Annotated in this window: 13 protein-coding genes and 1 pseudogene; 4 read left to right on the top strand and 10 right to left on the bottom strand. The window is 71.8% G+C overall.

Annotation, left to right across the window (positions count from 1 at the left end; translation table 11 throughout):
• From CCN72_RS08945 to lanKC, 5 genes are all read right to left on the bottom strand, one after another.
• Window positions 1-967, bottom strand: a 967-nt coding sequence (locus CCN72_RS08945) for a glycoside hydrolase family 11 protein (protein WP_086807041.1), incomplete at its 3' end; no start/stop codon positions are given.
• A gap of 310 nt (window positions 968-1277) precedes the next feature.
• Complete coding sequence (locus CCN72_RS08940) at window positions 1278-2462, bottom strand: GNAT family N-acetyltransferase (RefSeq protein ID WP_208637950.1); 1185 nt, start codon at window positions 2460-2462, stop codon at window positions 1278-1280.
• An 11-nt stretch (window positions 2463-2473) separates the two neighbouring features.
• A complete protein-coding gene (locus tag CCN72_RS08935; RefSeq protein WP_086807039.1) occupies window positions 2474-3673 on the bottom strand; it encodes an MFS transporter in 1200 nt (399 codons plus the stop codon).
• A 76-nt stretch (window positions 3674-3749) separates the two neighbouring features.
• Window positions 3750-3857 carry a class III lanthipeptide gene (locus CCN72_RS39930; RefSeq protein ID WP_202442162.1) on the bottom strand — a complete coding sequence of 36 codons (108 nt, stop codon included), beginning with the start codon at window positions 3855-3857 and terminating at the stop codon, window positions 3750-3752.
• On the bottom strand, window positions 3854-6544 hold the full coding sequence (gene lanKC, locus CCN72_RS08930) for a class III lanthionine synthetase LanKC (protein WP_086807038.1): 2691 nt from the start codon (window positions 6542-6544) through the stop codon (window positions 3854-3856). Before lanKC ends, CCN72_RS39930 begins: the two co-directional genes overlap by 4 nt.
• Window positions 6545-6710: 166 nt before the next feature.
• On the opposite strand from lanKC, the gene CCN72_RS39925 reads away from it, so the two are divergent.
• The 3 genes from CCN72_RS39925 to CCN72_RS08910 are packed head-to-tail and all read left to right on the top strand — an operon-like array spanning window position 6711 to window position 10559.
• A complete protein-coding gene (locus CCN72_RS39925) occupies window positions 6711-8891 on the top strand; it encodes a LuxR C-terminal-related transcriptional regulator (RefSeq protein WP_208637949.1) in 2181 nt (726 codons plus the stop codon).
• Between the two features lie 37 nt (window positions 8892-8928).
• Window positions 8929-9678, top strand: coding sequence for a DNA repair protein RecO (gene recO / locus CCN72_RS08915; RefSeq protein ID WP_161216187.1), 750 nt, complete (start codon window positions 8929-8931; stop codon window positions 9676-9678).
• A gap of 50 nt (window positions 9679-9728) precedes the next feature.
• Window positions 9729-10559, top strand: a complete 831-nt coding sequence (locus tag CCN72_RS08910; protein ID WP_085564646.1) for an isoprenyl transferase — start codon at window positions 9729-9731, stop codon at window positions 10557-10559.
• 13 nt (window positions 10560-10572) lie between these two features.
• On the opposite strand, the gene CCN72_RS08905 is transcribed toward CCN72_RS08910, so the two are convergent.
• The 4 genes from CCN72_RS08905 to CCN72_RS08890 form a co-directional block, all read right to left on the bottom strand.
• A complete protein-coding gene (locus CCN72_RS08905) occupies window positions 10573-10989 on the bottom strand; it encodes a Fur family transcriptional regulator (RefSeq protein ID WP_086807036.1) in 417 nt (138 codons plus the stop codon).
• Between the two features lie 61 nt (window positions 10990-11050).
• The gene (locus CCN72_RS08900) at window positions 11051-11953 is read right to left on the bottom strand and encodes a metal ABC transporter permease (RefSeq protein WP_086807035.1); all 903 of its coding nucleotides are present in this window, start codon (window positions 11951-11953) and stop codon (window positions 11051-11053) included.
• Entirely contained in the window at window positions 11953-12729 is a 777-nt protein-coding gene (locus CCN72_RS08895) for a metal ABC transporter ATP-binding protein (protein ID WP_086807034.1), read from the bottom strand. The genes CCN72_RS08900 and CCN72_RS08895 overlap by 1 nt, the downstream gene beginning before the upstream one ends.
• Window positions 12730-12740: 11 nt before the next feature.
• Window positions 12741-13700, bottom strand: coding sequence for a metal ABC transporter substrate-binding protein (locus CCN72_RS08890; protein ID WP_086807033.1), 960 nt, complete (start codon window positions 13698-13700; stop codon window positions 12741-12743).
• 195 nt (window positions 13701-13895) lie between these two features.
• On the opposite strand from CCN72_RS08890, the gene CCN72_RS08885 reads away from it, so the two are divergent.
• Window positions 13896-15278 (top strand): glycine--tRNA ligase, encoded by a 1383-nt coding sequence (locus CCN72_RS08885; protein ID WP_037655153.1) that lies wholly within the window; start codon window positions 13896-13898, stop codon window positions 15276-15278.
• 97 nt (window positions 15279-15375) lie between these two features.
• Here the strand turns inward: CCN72_RS08885 and CCN72_RS40370 are convergent.
• Window positions 15376-15540 (bottom strand): annotated as a pseudogene (locus CCN72_RS40370) (chitinase); the annotation flags it as partial.

Raw genomic sequence — 15540 nt, 5'->3', positions numbered from 1 at the left:
CGTTGTTGCTCGCGTTCTTCACCGTGACCGTGTTGCCGGACTGGGTGTAGCTGCCGTTCCAGAGGCTGCTGACCGTCTGGTTGCCGGGGAAGGTCAGCTTGACGGTCCAGCCGTTGATGGCGGCGGAGCCGTTGTTCTTGACCGCCACCGAGCCGGTGAAGCCGGAGCCCCAGTCGGAGGAGTTGGTGAAGGTCGCGGAACACCCGCTGCCGCTCGGCGGGGGAGTGGTGGGGGGCGGGGTGGTGGGAGGCGGCGTGGTGCCGCCGCCACCACTGGTGACGGTGATGTTGGAGCTGCCGCTGCTCTGGTAGCCCTCGGTGGCCAGGATCTCGTAGTTCGGGGTGCCGAGGTTCAGGCCGAGGCTCTTCCAGGCGTTGAAGATGTTCGACACGGTGATGGTGCCGCCGGTGCGCTTCGACTGGCGGACCGCCCAGTACTGGTCGAACGTGGCGGTGCCCTCGATGGACGGCGCGTCGACGCGGGTCGTCTTGTACAGATCGTACGTGCTGCCGTCACTGCTGACCGAGCCCAGCTTGGTCGCGCCCGAACTCGGGTTGTAGTTGCCGTAGTTGTCGACGATGTACCACTCGATCAGCGGGTTGGTGGTCCAGCCGTACAGCGACAGGTAGCAGTTGCCGTTGCAGTTCCACGTGCCCGAGTACGAGACGGTGTTGGTCGTGCCCGGGTTCCAGCCGGTGCCGGCGACGACGTTCTGTGAGGCCGTGTTCCAGGTCAGGCTGTAGTTGCTGCCCGAACCCAGGGTCATGGTGGCGCCGCTGGACTGCTCCCAGAACGAGTAGAAGTAGCCGTTGTTGGTGCCGGTGCTGTTCGAGGTGATGGTCGTGGCGGCCTGGACCGGGCCGGTCAGCACGAAGGCGACCACGACCGCCACCGCGGCGGCGACGAGCCCTTGTACCGCGGCCACGAGGCCGCGTCTGCGGCGCAGCTCGCGGGTCAGCGTACTCATGGGTGTTTCCTCCTTGTGCGGGTGTGGAGGGCCTGCCCGTAATGACAGGGGCATGACACGTCGGCGACGGGCACCGGCGATGGCGAACAGTCTGGACGGCGGCCGACGAGAGTCAACAGTTTCGGTGGAAGTTTCGAAAACTTTCTGGACGGCTGATTTTGTCGGCGAGATCATAGCCCCTGGTCAAAGCTCAGTTCTGGAGATCGATCCGGTGCGGTCCATCGAGTCGGATCGAAAGTTGCGAACCTGACGCATCGACAGATGGACGACTGCTCGAAAGTTTCGAAACGGCTGCCCGCACATCAGGACGTCACACGGCCGTGCCGCACCAGGGTTCGCCGTCCGTGTGGAACAGTCGGTCGGCGGTGGGGAGGGCCTTGGGGTCGTGGACGGTCGCGGCGCCGGCGACCGCCAGTGCCAAGGGGCGTACGCCGCCCAGATAGAGGGATGCCAACGATGCGGCGGACAGGGTGAGTTGGGCGGGTCTGCGGGTGCGGCGGACCTCGGTGGGGCCGACCAGGTAGTGGCCGGAATTGGCGGGCAGCAGGGGGTCGTGGACGCCGAGCACCACCGGGTCGCCGTCGCCGTACGCGCGGGCGCGCAGGGCTGCGAGGGTGTCGACCGGGCGCAGCCACAGCTCGTCGCGGACGGCGGTGACCCGGCAGACCCGGGGGTCGGTGAACAGCCACTCGACCGGCTCGTCCAGCGGGCGCCCCCGCAGCCGTATCTCGTCGACCAGTTCGACGCTGAGCAGGAACCGCCACAGCCCCGCCCAGGACTCCGGGGTGCGGCAGTGCAGTTCGTCCACGTCGAGGGTCGTACCGCGGACGCTGTAGCGGGCGAAGCCGTCGGGGACTCCGGCGCCGTCGGGACCGTCCGCACCGGTGTGCACCGCGACCCGGGAGAACAGCCCGGCGCCCGCCAGCTCGTGGTTCAGCAGCTGTTCGTACCAGGGCCAGCGGCCGATCGCGCCGGGGCGGGCGCGGGTACGGTCGTACACGTCGCGGCACAGCCCGGCGCTGTCGGCCGGGTCCGCCAGGCGGGTGTCCCCGCCCGAGGGGACGTCGGCGGTCAGGACGGCCCGGCGGCGGTCGATCACCAGGTCCCGGCAGCGGGTCGCGACGCCGAAGCCGAACCGGCCGTAGATACCGCCCTCGCTGGGCCGGACCATGGCGAGCGGCTCCGGCGTGGCCCGCAGCGCGGCCGCCATCAGAGCCGTACCCACGCCCCTGCGGGTGTGCCCGGCGCCGACCCCGAACCGGAACTGGACGCTGAGCGGCGCCCGTTCACCGCCCGGTACGACGACGTCCGTGGGCATGGACTGGTGCATGGCGATCAGCCGGTCGCCGTCGAACGCGCCCCGCACGGCGCCCGGTTCGAAGGACGCGGACAACGGGGACCAGTCCCGGTCGGAGACGGGCGGCTGGTGCAGGGAGCCACGGAAGAGGTCGAACGCGGCCCGGAGCCCGGCGCGTTCCACCTCGCGGGTCGTCAACTCGCTTGTCTTCAACGGTCGTTCCGATCGAGAGTGGCGGACAGGGTGCCGTACAGGGCGAGGGCCGCCAGGGGCAGCGCGAACAGCAGCAGCACGGCGCGGGTGGGCAGCACCCCGAGGAGCAGGCCGGCGAGCACCGGTCCGGTGGAGGCGACGAGCCGGGGGACGGTCTGGAAGACGCTCTGCACCCGGCCGAGGATCTCCTGCGGCACGTCGTCCAGGAGCGTCCTGTTGGTGAGCACCCCGATGACCGGGGTGGCCACGCAGAAGCAGCCGGCGAGCAGGGCGCCCCACAGCACCCGGTCCGTGCCCGCGATCGCGGACACGGCGAGCGCCCCGGTCCAGGTGGTGGCGAGGACCAGGGTGCGGGGGCGGGCGCGCCGTACGGCGGGCAGGGTGATCGCGGCGCCCAGCAGGTTCCCGGCGCCGGTGCAGGCGGTGATCAGACCGGTGCCCAGGGCGTCGTTCGAGGCGGCCGCGGTGACGACGAGGACCACGATGACCCCCTGGATCCCGAAGTCGGCGACGAGCACGGTGAGCGTCATGTTCCGCAGGAAGGGATGGCGGCGCAGAAAGCGCCAGCCGGCCGTGATGTCCGTCCAGCGCGCGGCCGGCCGGTCCGCGGGGGCGGCGGTGGTGGTGGCCGGCAGGGTCGCCACGAGTGCGGCGGAGGCGAGGAAGGACACCGCGTCCACGGCGAACGGCAGGGCGGGCGAGACGCCGTAGAGCGCGCCGCCGGCCAGTGGGCCGAGCAGGGTGAGGAGCGCGGTGCGGCTCTGGTTGGCCGACAGGGCCGCGGGCCGCCTCGCGGCGGGGACCGCCGACCGCAGCGCGGTGGCCGTGGCCGAGGCGAAGGGCACACCGAGTGCGCCGCTGACGGCCGTGACGGCGAGGACGACCCCGACGGAGACCTGGTGGGTGGCTACCGTGTACGTCAGGACGCCGAAGGCGATGCCCCGGACCAGGTCGGCCCGCACCATCACCGGGCGCCAGCCCACGCGGTCGACCAGCAGACCCGCCCAGGGCAGCGCGAGCAGCATGCAGGACGCGCCGGCGAAGCCGATCAGACCGACGCCGAGCGGGCCGCCCGAGGACGCCATGACGACCAGGGGGAGGGAGACCAGCGAGGCGAAGGTGCCGAGCGAGGACAGCGTGTACGCGATCCACAGCCGCACATAGGTCTGGTTGCGGTACAGCGCGGGCGCCGTCATCGTCGTCCCTCTGCCGCGAGGTGCCGGGCCCCGGGCGGCACCGCTCGCCGTGCCGCCCGGGGCCACGGGGCCCGCCTTAGTCGATCGTCAGACAGTGGTTGCTGGCGGTGCTCATGAGGGCCACTTCGCCCTCGCCGTCGATCTGGTCGACGGGCAGTTCCTGGAGCTCGAGAATCGTGTTCATCTGCTGTCCTCCTCGTGGGTGTGACGATCCGGAGCCGGACGGCCCCGGAAACCTTGGGCGCCCTCGGGCGGGCGGGATGTGCGGTACGGCAGTCCGGCGGCCTCGGCCCATGCCGACTCCGTCACCGTCGGCCGTATGGGCGCGGGTGGCGCTCCGGCCGCGCGTGCGCAGGCGTGCAGGGCGAGCAGCACGCCCGCCGTGCCATTGCTCAAGTCCATGGACAGGCGCAGGAGTTGGTGTCCGGGGAAGGCGATGCCGGGCGGTCCGTCCGGGCCGCCGTCGCGGGTCACCGCGTGCCAGGACAGCCGGCGGACGTGCCGGGCGAGTTGGGCGAGCGGTACCGGTCGGGTCTCCGCCCCGGCCAGCGCCGTGATCAGCCCGGCCCGCCCCATGAACAGGCCGGGCTCCACGGTGAACGGGGCGTGGCAGGCGCGCAGGATGCCCCGGTGCAGCGCCGCGAGCCGTTCGTCGGGCCGGTGACGGTGGTACAGGGCCACGGCCTCCGCAAGACCGGCGCCGCCGAGTCCCAGGTACGGCAACAGGCGGGCGCCGTCGGCGAGTTGGACCTCGCCCGCGTCGTCGGTACGGCAGTGCGCCAGATCGAGGTCGAGGGCGCGCCCGGCGTGGTCCAGGCAGGCCGCGTCGCCCGTGTCCGCGTAGCGCCGCAGGAAGAACAGGGCGGCACCGGTGAAGCCGTGCAGCAGCCCCGGCCGCAGGTCGTCGGCCGCGTCGCCGATGAGATCGGCGAGTCTGGTGGTGACGCCGTCCAGTTCGTCCCGCCAGTGCGTCTCGCCGGTGGCCCGGGCAAGGTGGCGCAGCACCAGGGCGATCCCGGCGAGGCCGGACTCCAGACCGGGTGACCGGGTCGCGGCGGTCTTGGGTGCCGCGCGGTCCAGGGCGTCGTACGCCTCCTGCTCATGGCCGAGGCCGTGCAGGACGAGGGCGGCGCCGTGGAACCCGGTGTGCAGTCCGGGTCGGGCGGGGGCCCGGCGGAGCGCGTCCGCCAGCCAGCGGGCGTGCCCCGGGTCGGTCGCCAGGCCCGCGCCGCGCAGGGCGTACAGGACACCGGCGGCGCCGTACGCGAGGTTGTAGCCGCCGTCCTCCAGGCCCTTGGGGTCGCCGGGGAAGAGCCGGTCGGTGCGCTCCGGGGTCGCGCTGGCGTGGATCGCCCGCGCCAGCGAGGCCGTCAGCGCCCGCATCGCCGGTCCGCCGAGATCCCCGGCCGCCGCCGTGAAGTACCGCTCGGGGCCGATGCGTTCGGGACCGGTGCGTTCGAGGGCGCCGGGCCGGGTCAGACCCGTACGGATCCGCCGGGTCAACTCGACCGGTGCGGGGAAGAGTTCGCTGACCGCGTCGGCCAACTCGCCCGTCTTGCCCGGATCGAGGTCGAGCATCAGCGTGAGCGGCAGGAACAGCGCCATGCGCACACAGTCGAGGGCGTACGTGTCCCGGTCGATGCCCGACCGGGCGTGCTCGGCGACATAGCCGGGGCAGGCGATGGCCGGGGCCGGGTCGAGGCCGGGGCGGTGGGCGATCTCGAAGTCCACCAGGGCGATACGGCCGTCGGGCCGCACCATCACATTGCGCGGATGGAGGTCGCCGAACACGTATCCCCGTGCGTGCAGCGCGGCCAGCGCCGACTCCAGCCGGTCGAGGATGCCGAGCGCGGTGCGTGTGTAGTCGGCGAAGGCGGCGCGGTCGGCGGCGCCCCGGGCCGCCGGGTTGCGGGCGGCCAGGAACTCCCACAGGGTCGTGCCCTCGATGTGCTCCTGGGCGAGATAGTGGTGCTCCCAGACGGTGAACGTCCCCTTGAAGTCCGGCACGAAGTCGAGGTCGCCGAGCGCCTCCAGGGTCCGCGCCTCGCGGTACAGGCGGGTGACCGCGTCGTCGCCCCTGCCGTCGATCCCGGCGTGCGGCCGCGCCTCGCGCAGCACCACCCGGCCGCCCGTCGCGGGGTCCTCGGCGAGGTAGATGCCGCCGCCGTTGGAGAAGTGGAGCGCCTTGCACACCGTGTACGGCATCGGGGGCCCGGCCTGTCCCGCGACGGCCGCCGCCGTCATCTGGCCGCGCAGGAAGGCGGGGATCTCCACCCACTCGGGCGGCCGGAAGCCGGGGCCCCGGGGATCCGGTACCAGGGTGCCGTCCGGCGTTCGCACCGCGAGGACCCGCCGCCCCTTGCCGTCCGTCGTGTGCATCCGCCGGAATCCGCCGAAGCGCACATACAGCGGGCCCCGGCGCCAGCGCAGGTCGCTGAGGACGTACGGGCCCTCGCGACCCTCCAGCAGCACCGACAACTCGTCCAGGACGCCCTTGAGCTCGGTGTCGTCCAAGGGGTAGACGGTGATCAGCTTGCCGCTGCCGCCACGGGGCGCGTACTTGCTGTTCAGCCTCCGGTGGGCCGCGGGGCCGAGCAGCACCTTGAAGGCGATCCGGCGCTCGAAGCAGTACGCGGCCGCGATCTCGATGACCTCGGCGGCCTCCCGGGGGACGACCGAGACGTGCACCTTCCAGCCCTGCTCCGGGAGTTCATGACCCTCGGGGGCGAAGTGGCTCCAGACGTCGTCGTGGGACAGGGTCCAGCCCTCGGGGGCCGGGCGCCCGGTCAGGCCGAAGCGCTCCTGCGCGTCGGTGGCCGGGCGGTCGTAGAAGTCCGAGCCGGGCTGACAGTACCGAAGGTAGTCGTCCACGAGGGCAACTCTGCACGTGGGCGATGCCGTTGGTGCATCGTGGAAGTCCACGAACCTAAGCCCGGCCGCAGTGTCCATAACCGACTGATGTGTGTCCCTTTGTTGTCAGGTTGTCGGCCTTGACTGCAAGATCATGTCCATGTCTGACATGCCTTCTCGTCTTTGTATGGTGACGCTCGGGGCGCGGGACGTACCGGGGCTGCGCCGGTTCTACCGGGCCCTGGGCTGGGCGGAGTTACCCGGCAGTGACGACGGCCGGGTGGGCTTCCTGCTCGCGGGGGTGCTGCTCGTGCTGCGCCCCGCGGCCGGGACGGACGGCGCCACCGGGGGCGCCATGCTGACCTGCACCGTGACCGGGCCCCGGCAGGTGGACAGCGCGTGCGTGGCCGCGGTGGCCGCCGGTGCCACCGTACTGGCCGAGCCGGCGGACCACCCCGAGGGCGGCCGGTCGGCGTGCGTCGCCGACCCCGAGGGCAACCGCTGGGAGATCGCGTGGGCCCCGCTCGCACGCTGGCGGACCGAGGACGGGCAAGCACCGCCCGCTGCTCCCGCTGCTCCCGCGTCGGACGAGCCGCACCGGGCGAGCGCCGAACTGCTGCACCACCACGGTGCGTCCGACGAGGTGGTCGCCGCACACCTGGTCGCGGCGGGCGGCAACGGACCCGGCTGGGCCGTCGAGACACTGCTGTGCGCCGCCCGCACCGCACGCCGCGAAGGACGGCCGGAACAGGCCGTGGACTTCCTGCGCCGGGCGCTCGCCGAACCGCTGCCGCCCGCCCGGCGCGGCGGTGTACTGACCGAACTCGGCAGCCTGGAAGTCACCTTGGGCCCCGCGGACCGCGCCCTCGGAGTACGGCACCTGGCCGAGTCGGTGCGCCTGGAACAGTCCGATGTGAGCGTGTTCAAGGCCGCCAACGCCCTGGGCACCGCCCTCGCGGCCCGCGGCCAGACCTCGGTCGCGCTGGAGGTGATGGAGGAGCTGGCCGAACGGTTCACCGGCCATCCCGAACTCGCCTGGGCCGTCCAGGTCGCCGCCGCCCTGATCGCCTCGCACGACGGGCACAGCTGGCTGGAGACGGTGGACCGGCTGCGCCGACTCGCCGCCACCACACCCGCGCGCCCGGCACCGGCCGTACGGGTGTTGCTCGCCGAATTCGACTCCACCAGCGGCCGGTTGTCCGCCGCCGAGGCCGCCGCCGTCGCCCGCGAGGTGACCGTGGAGCCACTGGACCCCTTCTCCCGGACGTACGTCCTGGCCTCCGCCGCCACCCTCGCCCAGTGGGCCGACGAACTCGCCCTCGCCGACCGCCTGGTCACCGAGGGCCTGACCGGACACCGCGGCCCGCTGGTCGACCCCGGCTACCAGAGTCTGCTCAGCGTGCACGCCGAGAGCCTGGTGATGCGCGGCCGCTACCGGGAGCTGCTGGAGGCGTGCCACGGCTGGGGCGTGCTGATCGGACCGCCCGCCCGCCCCGCGCCCTCCGGCGTCGGCAACGCGCATCTCGTGGCCCAGGCCGTCATCGCGCTCACCGAGACGGGCCGCGCCGCCGAGGCCCGCCGGCTGGCCGACTCGATCGCCGTCGACGGTTCCCACGGATCCTGGGAATGGAACGAATTCCTGTACGCCCGAGGGCTGTTGAGCCTCGCCGAGGGTGACCCGGCCGGTGCCCTGGACGATCTCTCGGAGTGCGGCCGGGGCCAGAGCGCCCGCCAGGTGACCAGCCCGGTCGTCACCCCCTGGCGCTCAGCCGCCGCCGACTGCCAGCTGCTGCTCGGCCGGCCCGCGGCGGCCGTCGCGCTCGCCACCGAGGAACTGGCGGCGGCCCGCCGCTGGGGCACCCCCCGGTGCGTCGGCCGGGCCCTGCGGGCCCTTGGCACCGCCACCGGCGGCCGGGCCGGGCTCGCCACCGTCGAGCGGGCCGTCGCCCTGCTGCGCACCGCCGGCACCGACCCCGAGCTGATCGCCGCGCTCGCCGCCCACGGCCGGCTGCTCGCCGCCGCCGGACACCGCACCGCCGCCCGCGGCGCCCTGCGGGAGGCCGCCCGGCACGCCGAGCGGATCGGCGCCGGACGCTGGTGCGCGGTGGTCGCCGCACTGCTCGCCGCCGCCGGAGCCCGCCGGGCCACCGCCTCCCAGACCGGCGCGCACGCCCTCACCGGCAGCGAACGGCGGATCTGCGCACTGGCCGCGCAAGGGCACTCCAACCCGGAGATCGCGGCCCTGCTGCATCTGGCGCTGCGCACCGTGGAGACCCATCTGACGAACAGCTTCCGCAAGCTCGGGGTGCGCCGGCGCACCGAACTGGCCGGGCGGCTCGCCGCCGAGCCCGCCGTACCGGACCGGTAGCGAAGGGCCGCCGGCCCCATGGGGGAGAATGGGGGGCATGAGTCTGTTCCGCGACGACGGCATCGTGCTGCGCACCCAGAAGCTGGGCGAGGCGGACCGGATCATCACCCTGCTCACCCGGGGCCACGGCCGGGTCCGGGCCGTGGCGCGCGGTGTGCGGCGCACCAAGTCGAAGTTCGGGGCCCGTCTTGAGCCCTTCTCCCATGTGGATGTGCAGTTCTTCGCGCGCGGCAGCGAACTGATCGGCCGCGGGCTGCCGCTGTGCACCCAGAGTGAGACCATCGCGCCGTACGGTGGCGGCATCGTGACCGACTACGGGCGCTACACCGCCGGTACGGCCATGCTGGAGACCGCCGAGCGGTTCACCGACCATGAGGGCGAGCCGGCCGTACAGCAGTACCTGCTGCTGGTCGGCGCCCTGCGGACGCTGGCCCGGGGGGAGCACGCCCCGAATCTGGTGCTGGACGCGTTCCTGCTGCGCTCGCTCGCCGTCAACGGGTACGCGCCCAGCTTCGGCGACTGCGCCAGATGCGGGATGCCCGGGCCCAACCGGTTCTTCTCCGTCGCCTCCGGCGGCTCCGTGTGCGTCGACTGCCGGGTGCCCGGCAGCGTCGTACCGTCCCCGGGGACCCTGGTACTGCTGGGCGCGCTGCTTACGGGAGACTGGGAGACGGCGGACGCCTGCGAGGCGCGGTTCGTCCGGGAGGGCAGTGGGCTGGTCTCCGCCTATCTGCACTGGCATCTGGAACGCGGGCTGCGGTCGCTGCGGTACGTGGAAAAGTCCTAGCCGGGCCCTGAGAAGCCGGCCCGGAGAAGTCGTAGAGGGAGTCGGAGCACATGGTGGTACGCGGGATCCTGGGGCGCCAGCGGCGCGAGTACACGGCGCCGGAGCCGCACCCGTCCGGCGCCCGTCCGCCGAAGCTTCCCGGCGAGCTGGTCCCGAACCACGTGGCGATCGTCATGGACGGCAACGGGCGGTGGGCCAAGGAGCGGGGGCTGCCGCGGACCGAGGGGCACAAGGTCGGCGCCGAGCAGGTGCTCGACGTGCTCCAGGGCGCGATCGAGATGGGCGTGGGCAACATCTCGCTGTACGCCTTCTCCACCGAGAACTGGAAGCGCTCGCCCGAGGAGGTGCGCTTCCTCATGAACTTCAACCGCGACTTCATCCGCAAGAGCCGCGACCAGCTGGACGCGCTGGGTGTGCGGGTGCGCTGGGCCGGGCGGATGCCCCGGCTGTGGAAGTCGGTCGCCAAGGAGCTCCAGGTCGCGCAGGAGCAGACCAAGGACAACGACAAGCTCACGCTGTACTTCTGCATGAACTACGGCGGCCGGGCCGAACTCGCCGACGCGGCCAAGGCGTTGGCGGAGGATGTGCGGGCCGGGCGGCTGGATCCGTCGAAGGTGTCCGAGAAGACGATCCAGAAGTACCTGTACTACCCGGACATGCCGGACGTCGACATGTTCCTGCGGCCCAGCGGGGAGCAGCGGACGTCCAACTACCTGCTCTGGCAGAGCGCTTACGCCGAGCTGGTCTTCCAGGACGTGCTGTGGCCGGACTTCGACCGGCGCGATCTGTGGCGGGCGTGTCTGGAATTCGCCTCCCGCGACCGGCGGTTCGGCGGCGCGATCCCGAACGAGGAGCTGCTGGCGATGGAGGGCGACGGCTGAGCCGCCTCCCCCCTCAGTTGTTCCGCGTGGCGCACTCCGCGCAGGTGCCGAAGATCTCCACGGTGTGCGCCACGTTCACATATCCGTGCTCCGAGGCGATCGCCTCCGCCCATTTCTCCACCGCCGGGCCCTCCACCTCGACCGCCTTGCCGCAGCCGCGGCAGACGAGATGGTGGTGGTGCTCGCCGGTGGAGCAGCGGCGGTAGACGGACTCGCCCTCGGACGTGCGCAGCACGTCCACCTCGCCGGCGTCGGCGAGGGACTGGAGCGTGCGGTAGACGGTGGTGAGCCCGACGGAGTCGCCCTTGTGCTTGAGCATGTCGTGGAGCTCCTGCGCGCTGCGGAACTCGTCGACCTCGTCCAGCGCGGCGGCCACTGCTGCCCGCTGACGGGTCGCGCGGCCCTTCACGGGCGGTCCAGCGGTCGTCACTGCTGCCTCCTCACGTCTCACCCCTGACCCGGGCCATTGTGCCAGCCCGGCGCCCCGGAGGTCAGGCGTTGATCTCCTCTCCCGTGCCGCGCGCGGCCGGAATCACACACTCCGCAGGATCCCCGCCGGGCCCCGCGGCCGTGGCCGCGCGGGCGCGTCGGCGGGCCAGCGGGGCGGCCAGCGCGGTCAGTACGACGAACGCGGCGATGGTGAGCAGGACGATCGTCGCGCCGGGCGGGACGTCCTGGTAGAACGACGCGATCGTGCCGCTGACGGTCACCGTGATGCCGAGCGCCACCGCGATCGCGAACGTCATCGCGAAGCTCCGGGTGAGCTGCTGGGCCGCCGCCACCGGCACCACCATCAGCGCGGAGACCAGCAGCAGTCCGACGACGCGCATGGCGACCGTCACCGTCACCGCCGCCGTGACCGCCGTCAGCAGGTTCAGGGCGCGCACCGGCAGCCCGGTGACCCGCGCGAACTCCTCGTCCTGGCTGACCGCGAACAGCTGGCGGCGCAGGCCGAGGGTGACCAGCACCACGAACGCGGCCAGCAGACAGATCGCGTTGACGTCGGAGGGGGAGACCGTGGACAGGGAGCCGAAGAGGTAGGTCGTCAGGTTGGCGTTGGAGCCCGTCGGCGCCATGTTGATGAACATCACGCCGCCCGCCATGCCGCCGTAGAAGAGCATGGCCAGCGCGATGTCGCCGCGCGTCTTGCCGTACCAGCGGATCAGCTCCATCAGGAGGGCGCCGAGCACGGAGACCGCCGTCGCCATCCAGACCGGGGAGGTGGACAGCAGGAAGCCGAGGCCGACGCCGGTCATGGCGACATGTCCGATGCCGTCGCCCATCAGGGCCTGGCGGCGCTGGACCAGGTAGATGCCGATGGCGGGGGCGGTGATGCCGACCAGGACGGCGGCGAGCAGGGCCCGCTGCATGAAGGCGTAGTTCAGGAAGTCCATCAGCTCAGCAGTCCCGTCCGGATCGGTTCGGCGCCCGCGGGTGCGTGCGGGTGTACGTGGTCGTGACCCGGCAGCGCATGCTGGCCGACGGCTCTCGGGGGCGGGCCGTCGTGCAGGACGCAGCCGTCGCGCAGGACGACCGCGCGGTCGATCAGCGGTTCCAGGGGGCCCAGTTCGTGCAGCACGAGCAGGACCGTCGTACCGGCCTCCACCTGGGTCCTCAGCGTCCGGGCCAGGATCTCCTGGCTGGCCAGATCGACGCCGGCCATCGGCTCGTCCATGATCAGCAGTTCGGGGCGGGCGACGAGCGCGCGGGCGATCAGCACCCGCTGGTGCTGGCCCCCGGACAGGGCGTTCACCGAGTCCTTGGCGCGGTCCGCCATGCCGACCAGTTCCAGGGCCTCGCGCACGGCGTCCCGGTCGCCCTTGCCGAAGAGGCCGAAGCGGGTGCGGGCGAGGCGGCCGGAGGAGACGATCTCGGTGACCGTCGCCGGGACGCCGCCCGCGGCGGTGGTGCGCTGCGGTACGTAGCCCACGCGGGACCAGTCGCGGAAGGCGCGCCGGGGGGTGCCGAACAGCTCGATGATGCCGTCGGTGACCGGGACCTGGCCGATGATCGTACGGATCGCGGTGGACTTGCCGGAGCCGTTGGCGCCGAGGAGGGCGACGACCTCGCCGCGCGCGACGGTGAGGTCGATGCCGCGCAGCACCGGGCGGCCGCCGAGGTCGGCCCGTACGCCGCGCAGGGATATGACGGGTTCGCCGTGGGTCTCCATGCTGACTCCTGTCACTTGGTGCCCAGTGCCTTCTGGAGCGCCTTGAGGTTGGCGTCCTGGACGGAGAAGTAGTCCTTGCCGCGGGACTTGCCCGTGATCCCCTCGATCGGGTCGAGGACGTCGGTCTTCAGGTTCGCGTCGTGCGCGATGGTCTTCGCGGTCTTGTCGCTGACGAGCGTCTCGTAGAAGACCGTCGAGACATGGTCGGCCTTCGCCATCCGCTCCAGGTCCCGCACGCGCGCGGCGCTCGGCTCCGAGTCGGGGTCGAGGCCGTTGATCGCCTCCTCGGTGAGCCCGTAGCGCTCGGCGAGGTAGCCGAAGGCGGCGTGCGTGGTGATGAAGACCTTGGACTCGGTCTGCGCGAGGCCGGCGCGGAAGCGCTGGTCCAGGTCGCCGAGCTGCTTGACCAGGGCCGCGGTGTTCTTCTTGTAGTCGGCCGCGTGCTTCGGGTCGGCCTTCTCCAGGGCCGTGCCGACGCCCTTGGCGACCTGGGCGTAGCGCACCGGGTCCAGCCAGATGTGCGGGTCCTCGCCCGCGGAGTCCTCGCCCTTGCTGGTGTCGTGCTCGGCCGCGTGCCCGCCGACCTCGTTGCCGTGCGCCTCCATGGCGACCAGGGACGCGGCGTCGACCTTCGTCTTCACCGAGGACTGCGCGACCGCGGCGTCCACGGAGGGCTGGAGGTTCTTGAGGTAGAGGACGGCGTCGGCGTCGTCGATCGCGGCGATCTGCTTGGGGCTGATCTCCAGGTCGTGCGGCTCCTGGCCGGGTGTGGTGAGACTGGTGACATGGACGTGGTCGCCGCCGATCCGCTCGGCGAGGAAGGACATCGGATAGAAGGACGCGATGACGTCGAGCCTGCCGTCACCGGCCGCCGCGGTGCTGCTCCCGGAGCAGCCGGAGAGGGTGCCGAGGCCGAGGGCGGTGACGGCGGTCAGGGCGGCGGCGGGTATGAGGCGTCCACGTATGTTCATGACAGTCATTTTCAACAAAAATGGAAACCGTTGTCAACAAGCCGGTCGGGATACCCCGGGATACCACTCGGGATGCCCCGGGATGCCCGTTAGGACAGGGGCCGATTTGGCCGTGGGGGAGCCTGCGCCGGTAACCTGAAGCATTCGCTGGAAGCATCTCGCTTCAACGCCCGTCGTCGTAATGAAGAGAGCACCGTGGCCGCCGACAAGATCGACACCATCGTCAGCCTGAGCAAGCGCCGTGGCTTCGTTTTCCCGTGCAGTGAGATCTACGGCGGTCAGCGTGCCGCCTGGGACTACGGACCGCTGGGTGTCGAGCTCAAGGAGAACATCAAGCGCCAGTGGTGGCGCTACATGGTGACGTCCCGCGAGGACGTGGTCGGTATCGACTCGTCCGTCATCCTGGCCCCCGAGGTCTGGGTCGCGTCCGGCCACGTCGCCACCTTCACGGACCCGCTGACCGAGTGCACCGCGTGCCACAAGCGGTTCCGTGCCGACCACCTCGAAGAGTCCTACGAGGAGAAGAAGGGCCACGCCCCGGCGAACGGCCTGGCCGACATCAACTGCCCGAACTGCGGCAACAAGGGCCAGTTCACCGAGCCCAAGCAGTTCTCCGGCCTGCTCTCCACGCACCTCGGCCCGACCCAGGACTCCGGTTCGGTCGCCTATCTGCGCCCCGAGACCGCCCAGGGCATCTTCACCAACTTCGCCCAGGTGCAGACCACCTCGCGCCGCAAGCCGCCGTTCGGCATCGCCCAGATGGGCAAGTCGTTCCGCAACGAGATCACGCCGGGCAACTTCATCTTCCGCACCCGCGAGTTCGAGCAGATGGAGATGGAGTTCTTCGTCAAGCCCGGCGAGGACGAGCAGTGGCAGGAATACTGGATGGAGCAGCGCTGGAACTGGTACACGGGCCTCGGCCTGCGCACCGAGAACATGCGCTGGTACGAGCACCCGAAGGAGAAGCTCTCCCACTACTCGAAGCGGACCGCGGACATCGAGTACCGCTTCCAGTTCGGTGGCAGTGAGTGGGGCGAGCTCGAGGGTGTCGCCAACCGCACGGACTACGACCTCGGCGCGCACGCCAAGGCCTCCGGCCAGGACCTCTCCTACTTCGACCAGGAGGCCGGGGAGCGCTGGACGCCGTACGTCATCGAGCCGGCGGCGGGTGTCGGCCGCACCATGCTGGCCTTCCTGCTCGACGCGTACGTCGAGGACGAGGCGCCCAACGCCAAGGGCAAGATGGAGAAGCGCACAGTGCTGCGCCTCGACCACCGGCTCGCCCCGGTGAAGGTGGCCGTGCTGCCGCTGTCCCGCAACCCGGAGCTGTCGCCGAAGGCCAAGGGCCTCGCGCAGGCGCTGCGGCAGAACTGGAACATCGACTTCGACGACGCGGGCGCCATCGGCCGCCGCTACCGCCGTCAGGACGAGATCGGTACGCCGTTCTGTGTGACGGTCGACTTCGACACGCTTGAGGACAACGCGGTCACCGTGCGCGAGCGCGACACGATGAAGCAGGAGCGGGTGTCCCTCGACCAGATCGAGGGGTACCTGGCGCAGCGCCTCATCGGCGCGTAGGTGCTCCGCCGGGGGGCGCCGCTGACGGATGGTCGTCCGTCCGCGGCGCCCCCCTGGCTTGTCGCGCGGTTCCCCGCGCCCCTTCGGGGCGCTTTGTTCAACGCCCTTGCAGCGCCTTGACGTTGTCGCCGAAGGTCCAGTTCTTCGAGCCGTCCCAGTTGAGGGACCAGTCCATCAGGCCCTTGAGCGATGTGCCGTAGTGCCCCCAGGACTGGGCGACCAGGGACGGGGACAGGTAGCCGCCGCCCGCGCCGGGCTGCGC

The organism is Streptomyces murinus, assembly GCF_002154555.1.
In the GTDB taxonomy this organism is placed as follows: domain Bacteria; phylum Actinomycetota; class Actinomycetes; order Streptomycetales; family Streptomycetaceae; genus Streptomyces; species Streptomyces murinus.
This window is presented reverse-complemented; position numbering and strand designations above follow the sequence as displayed.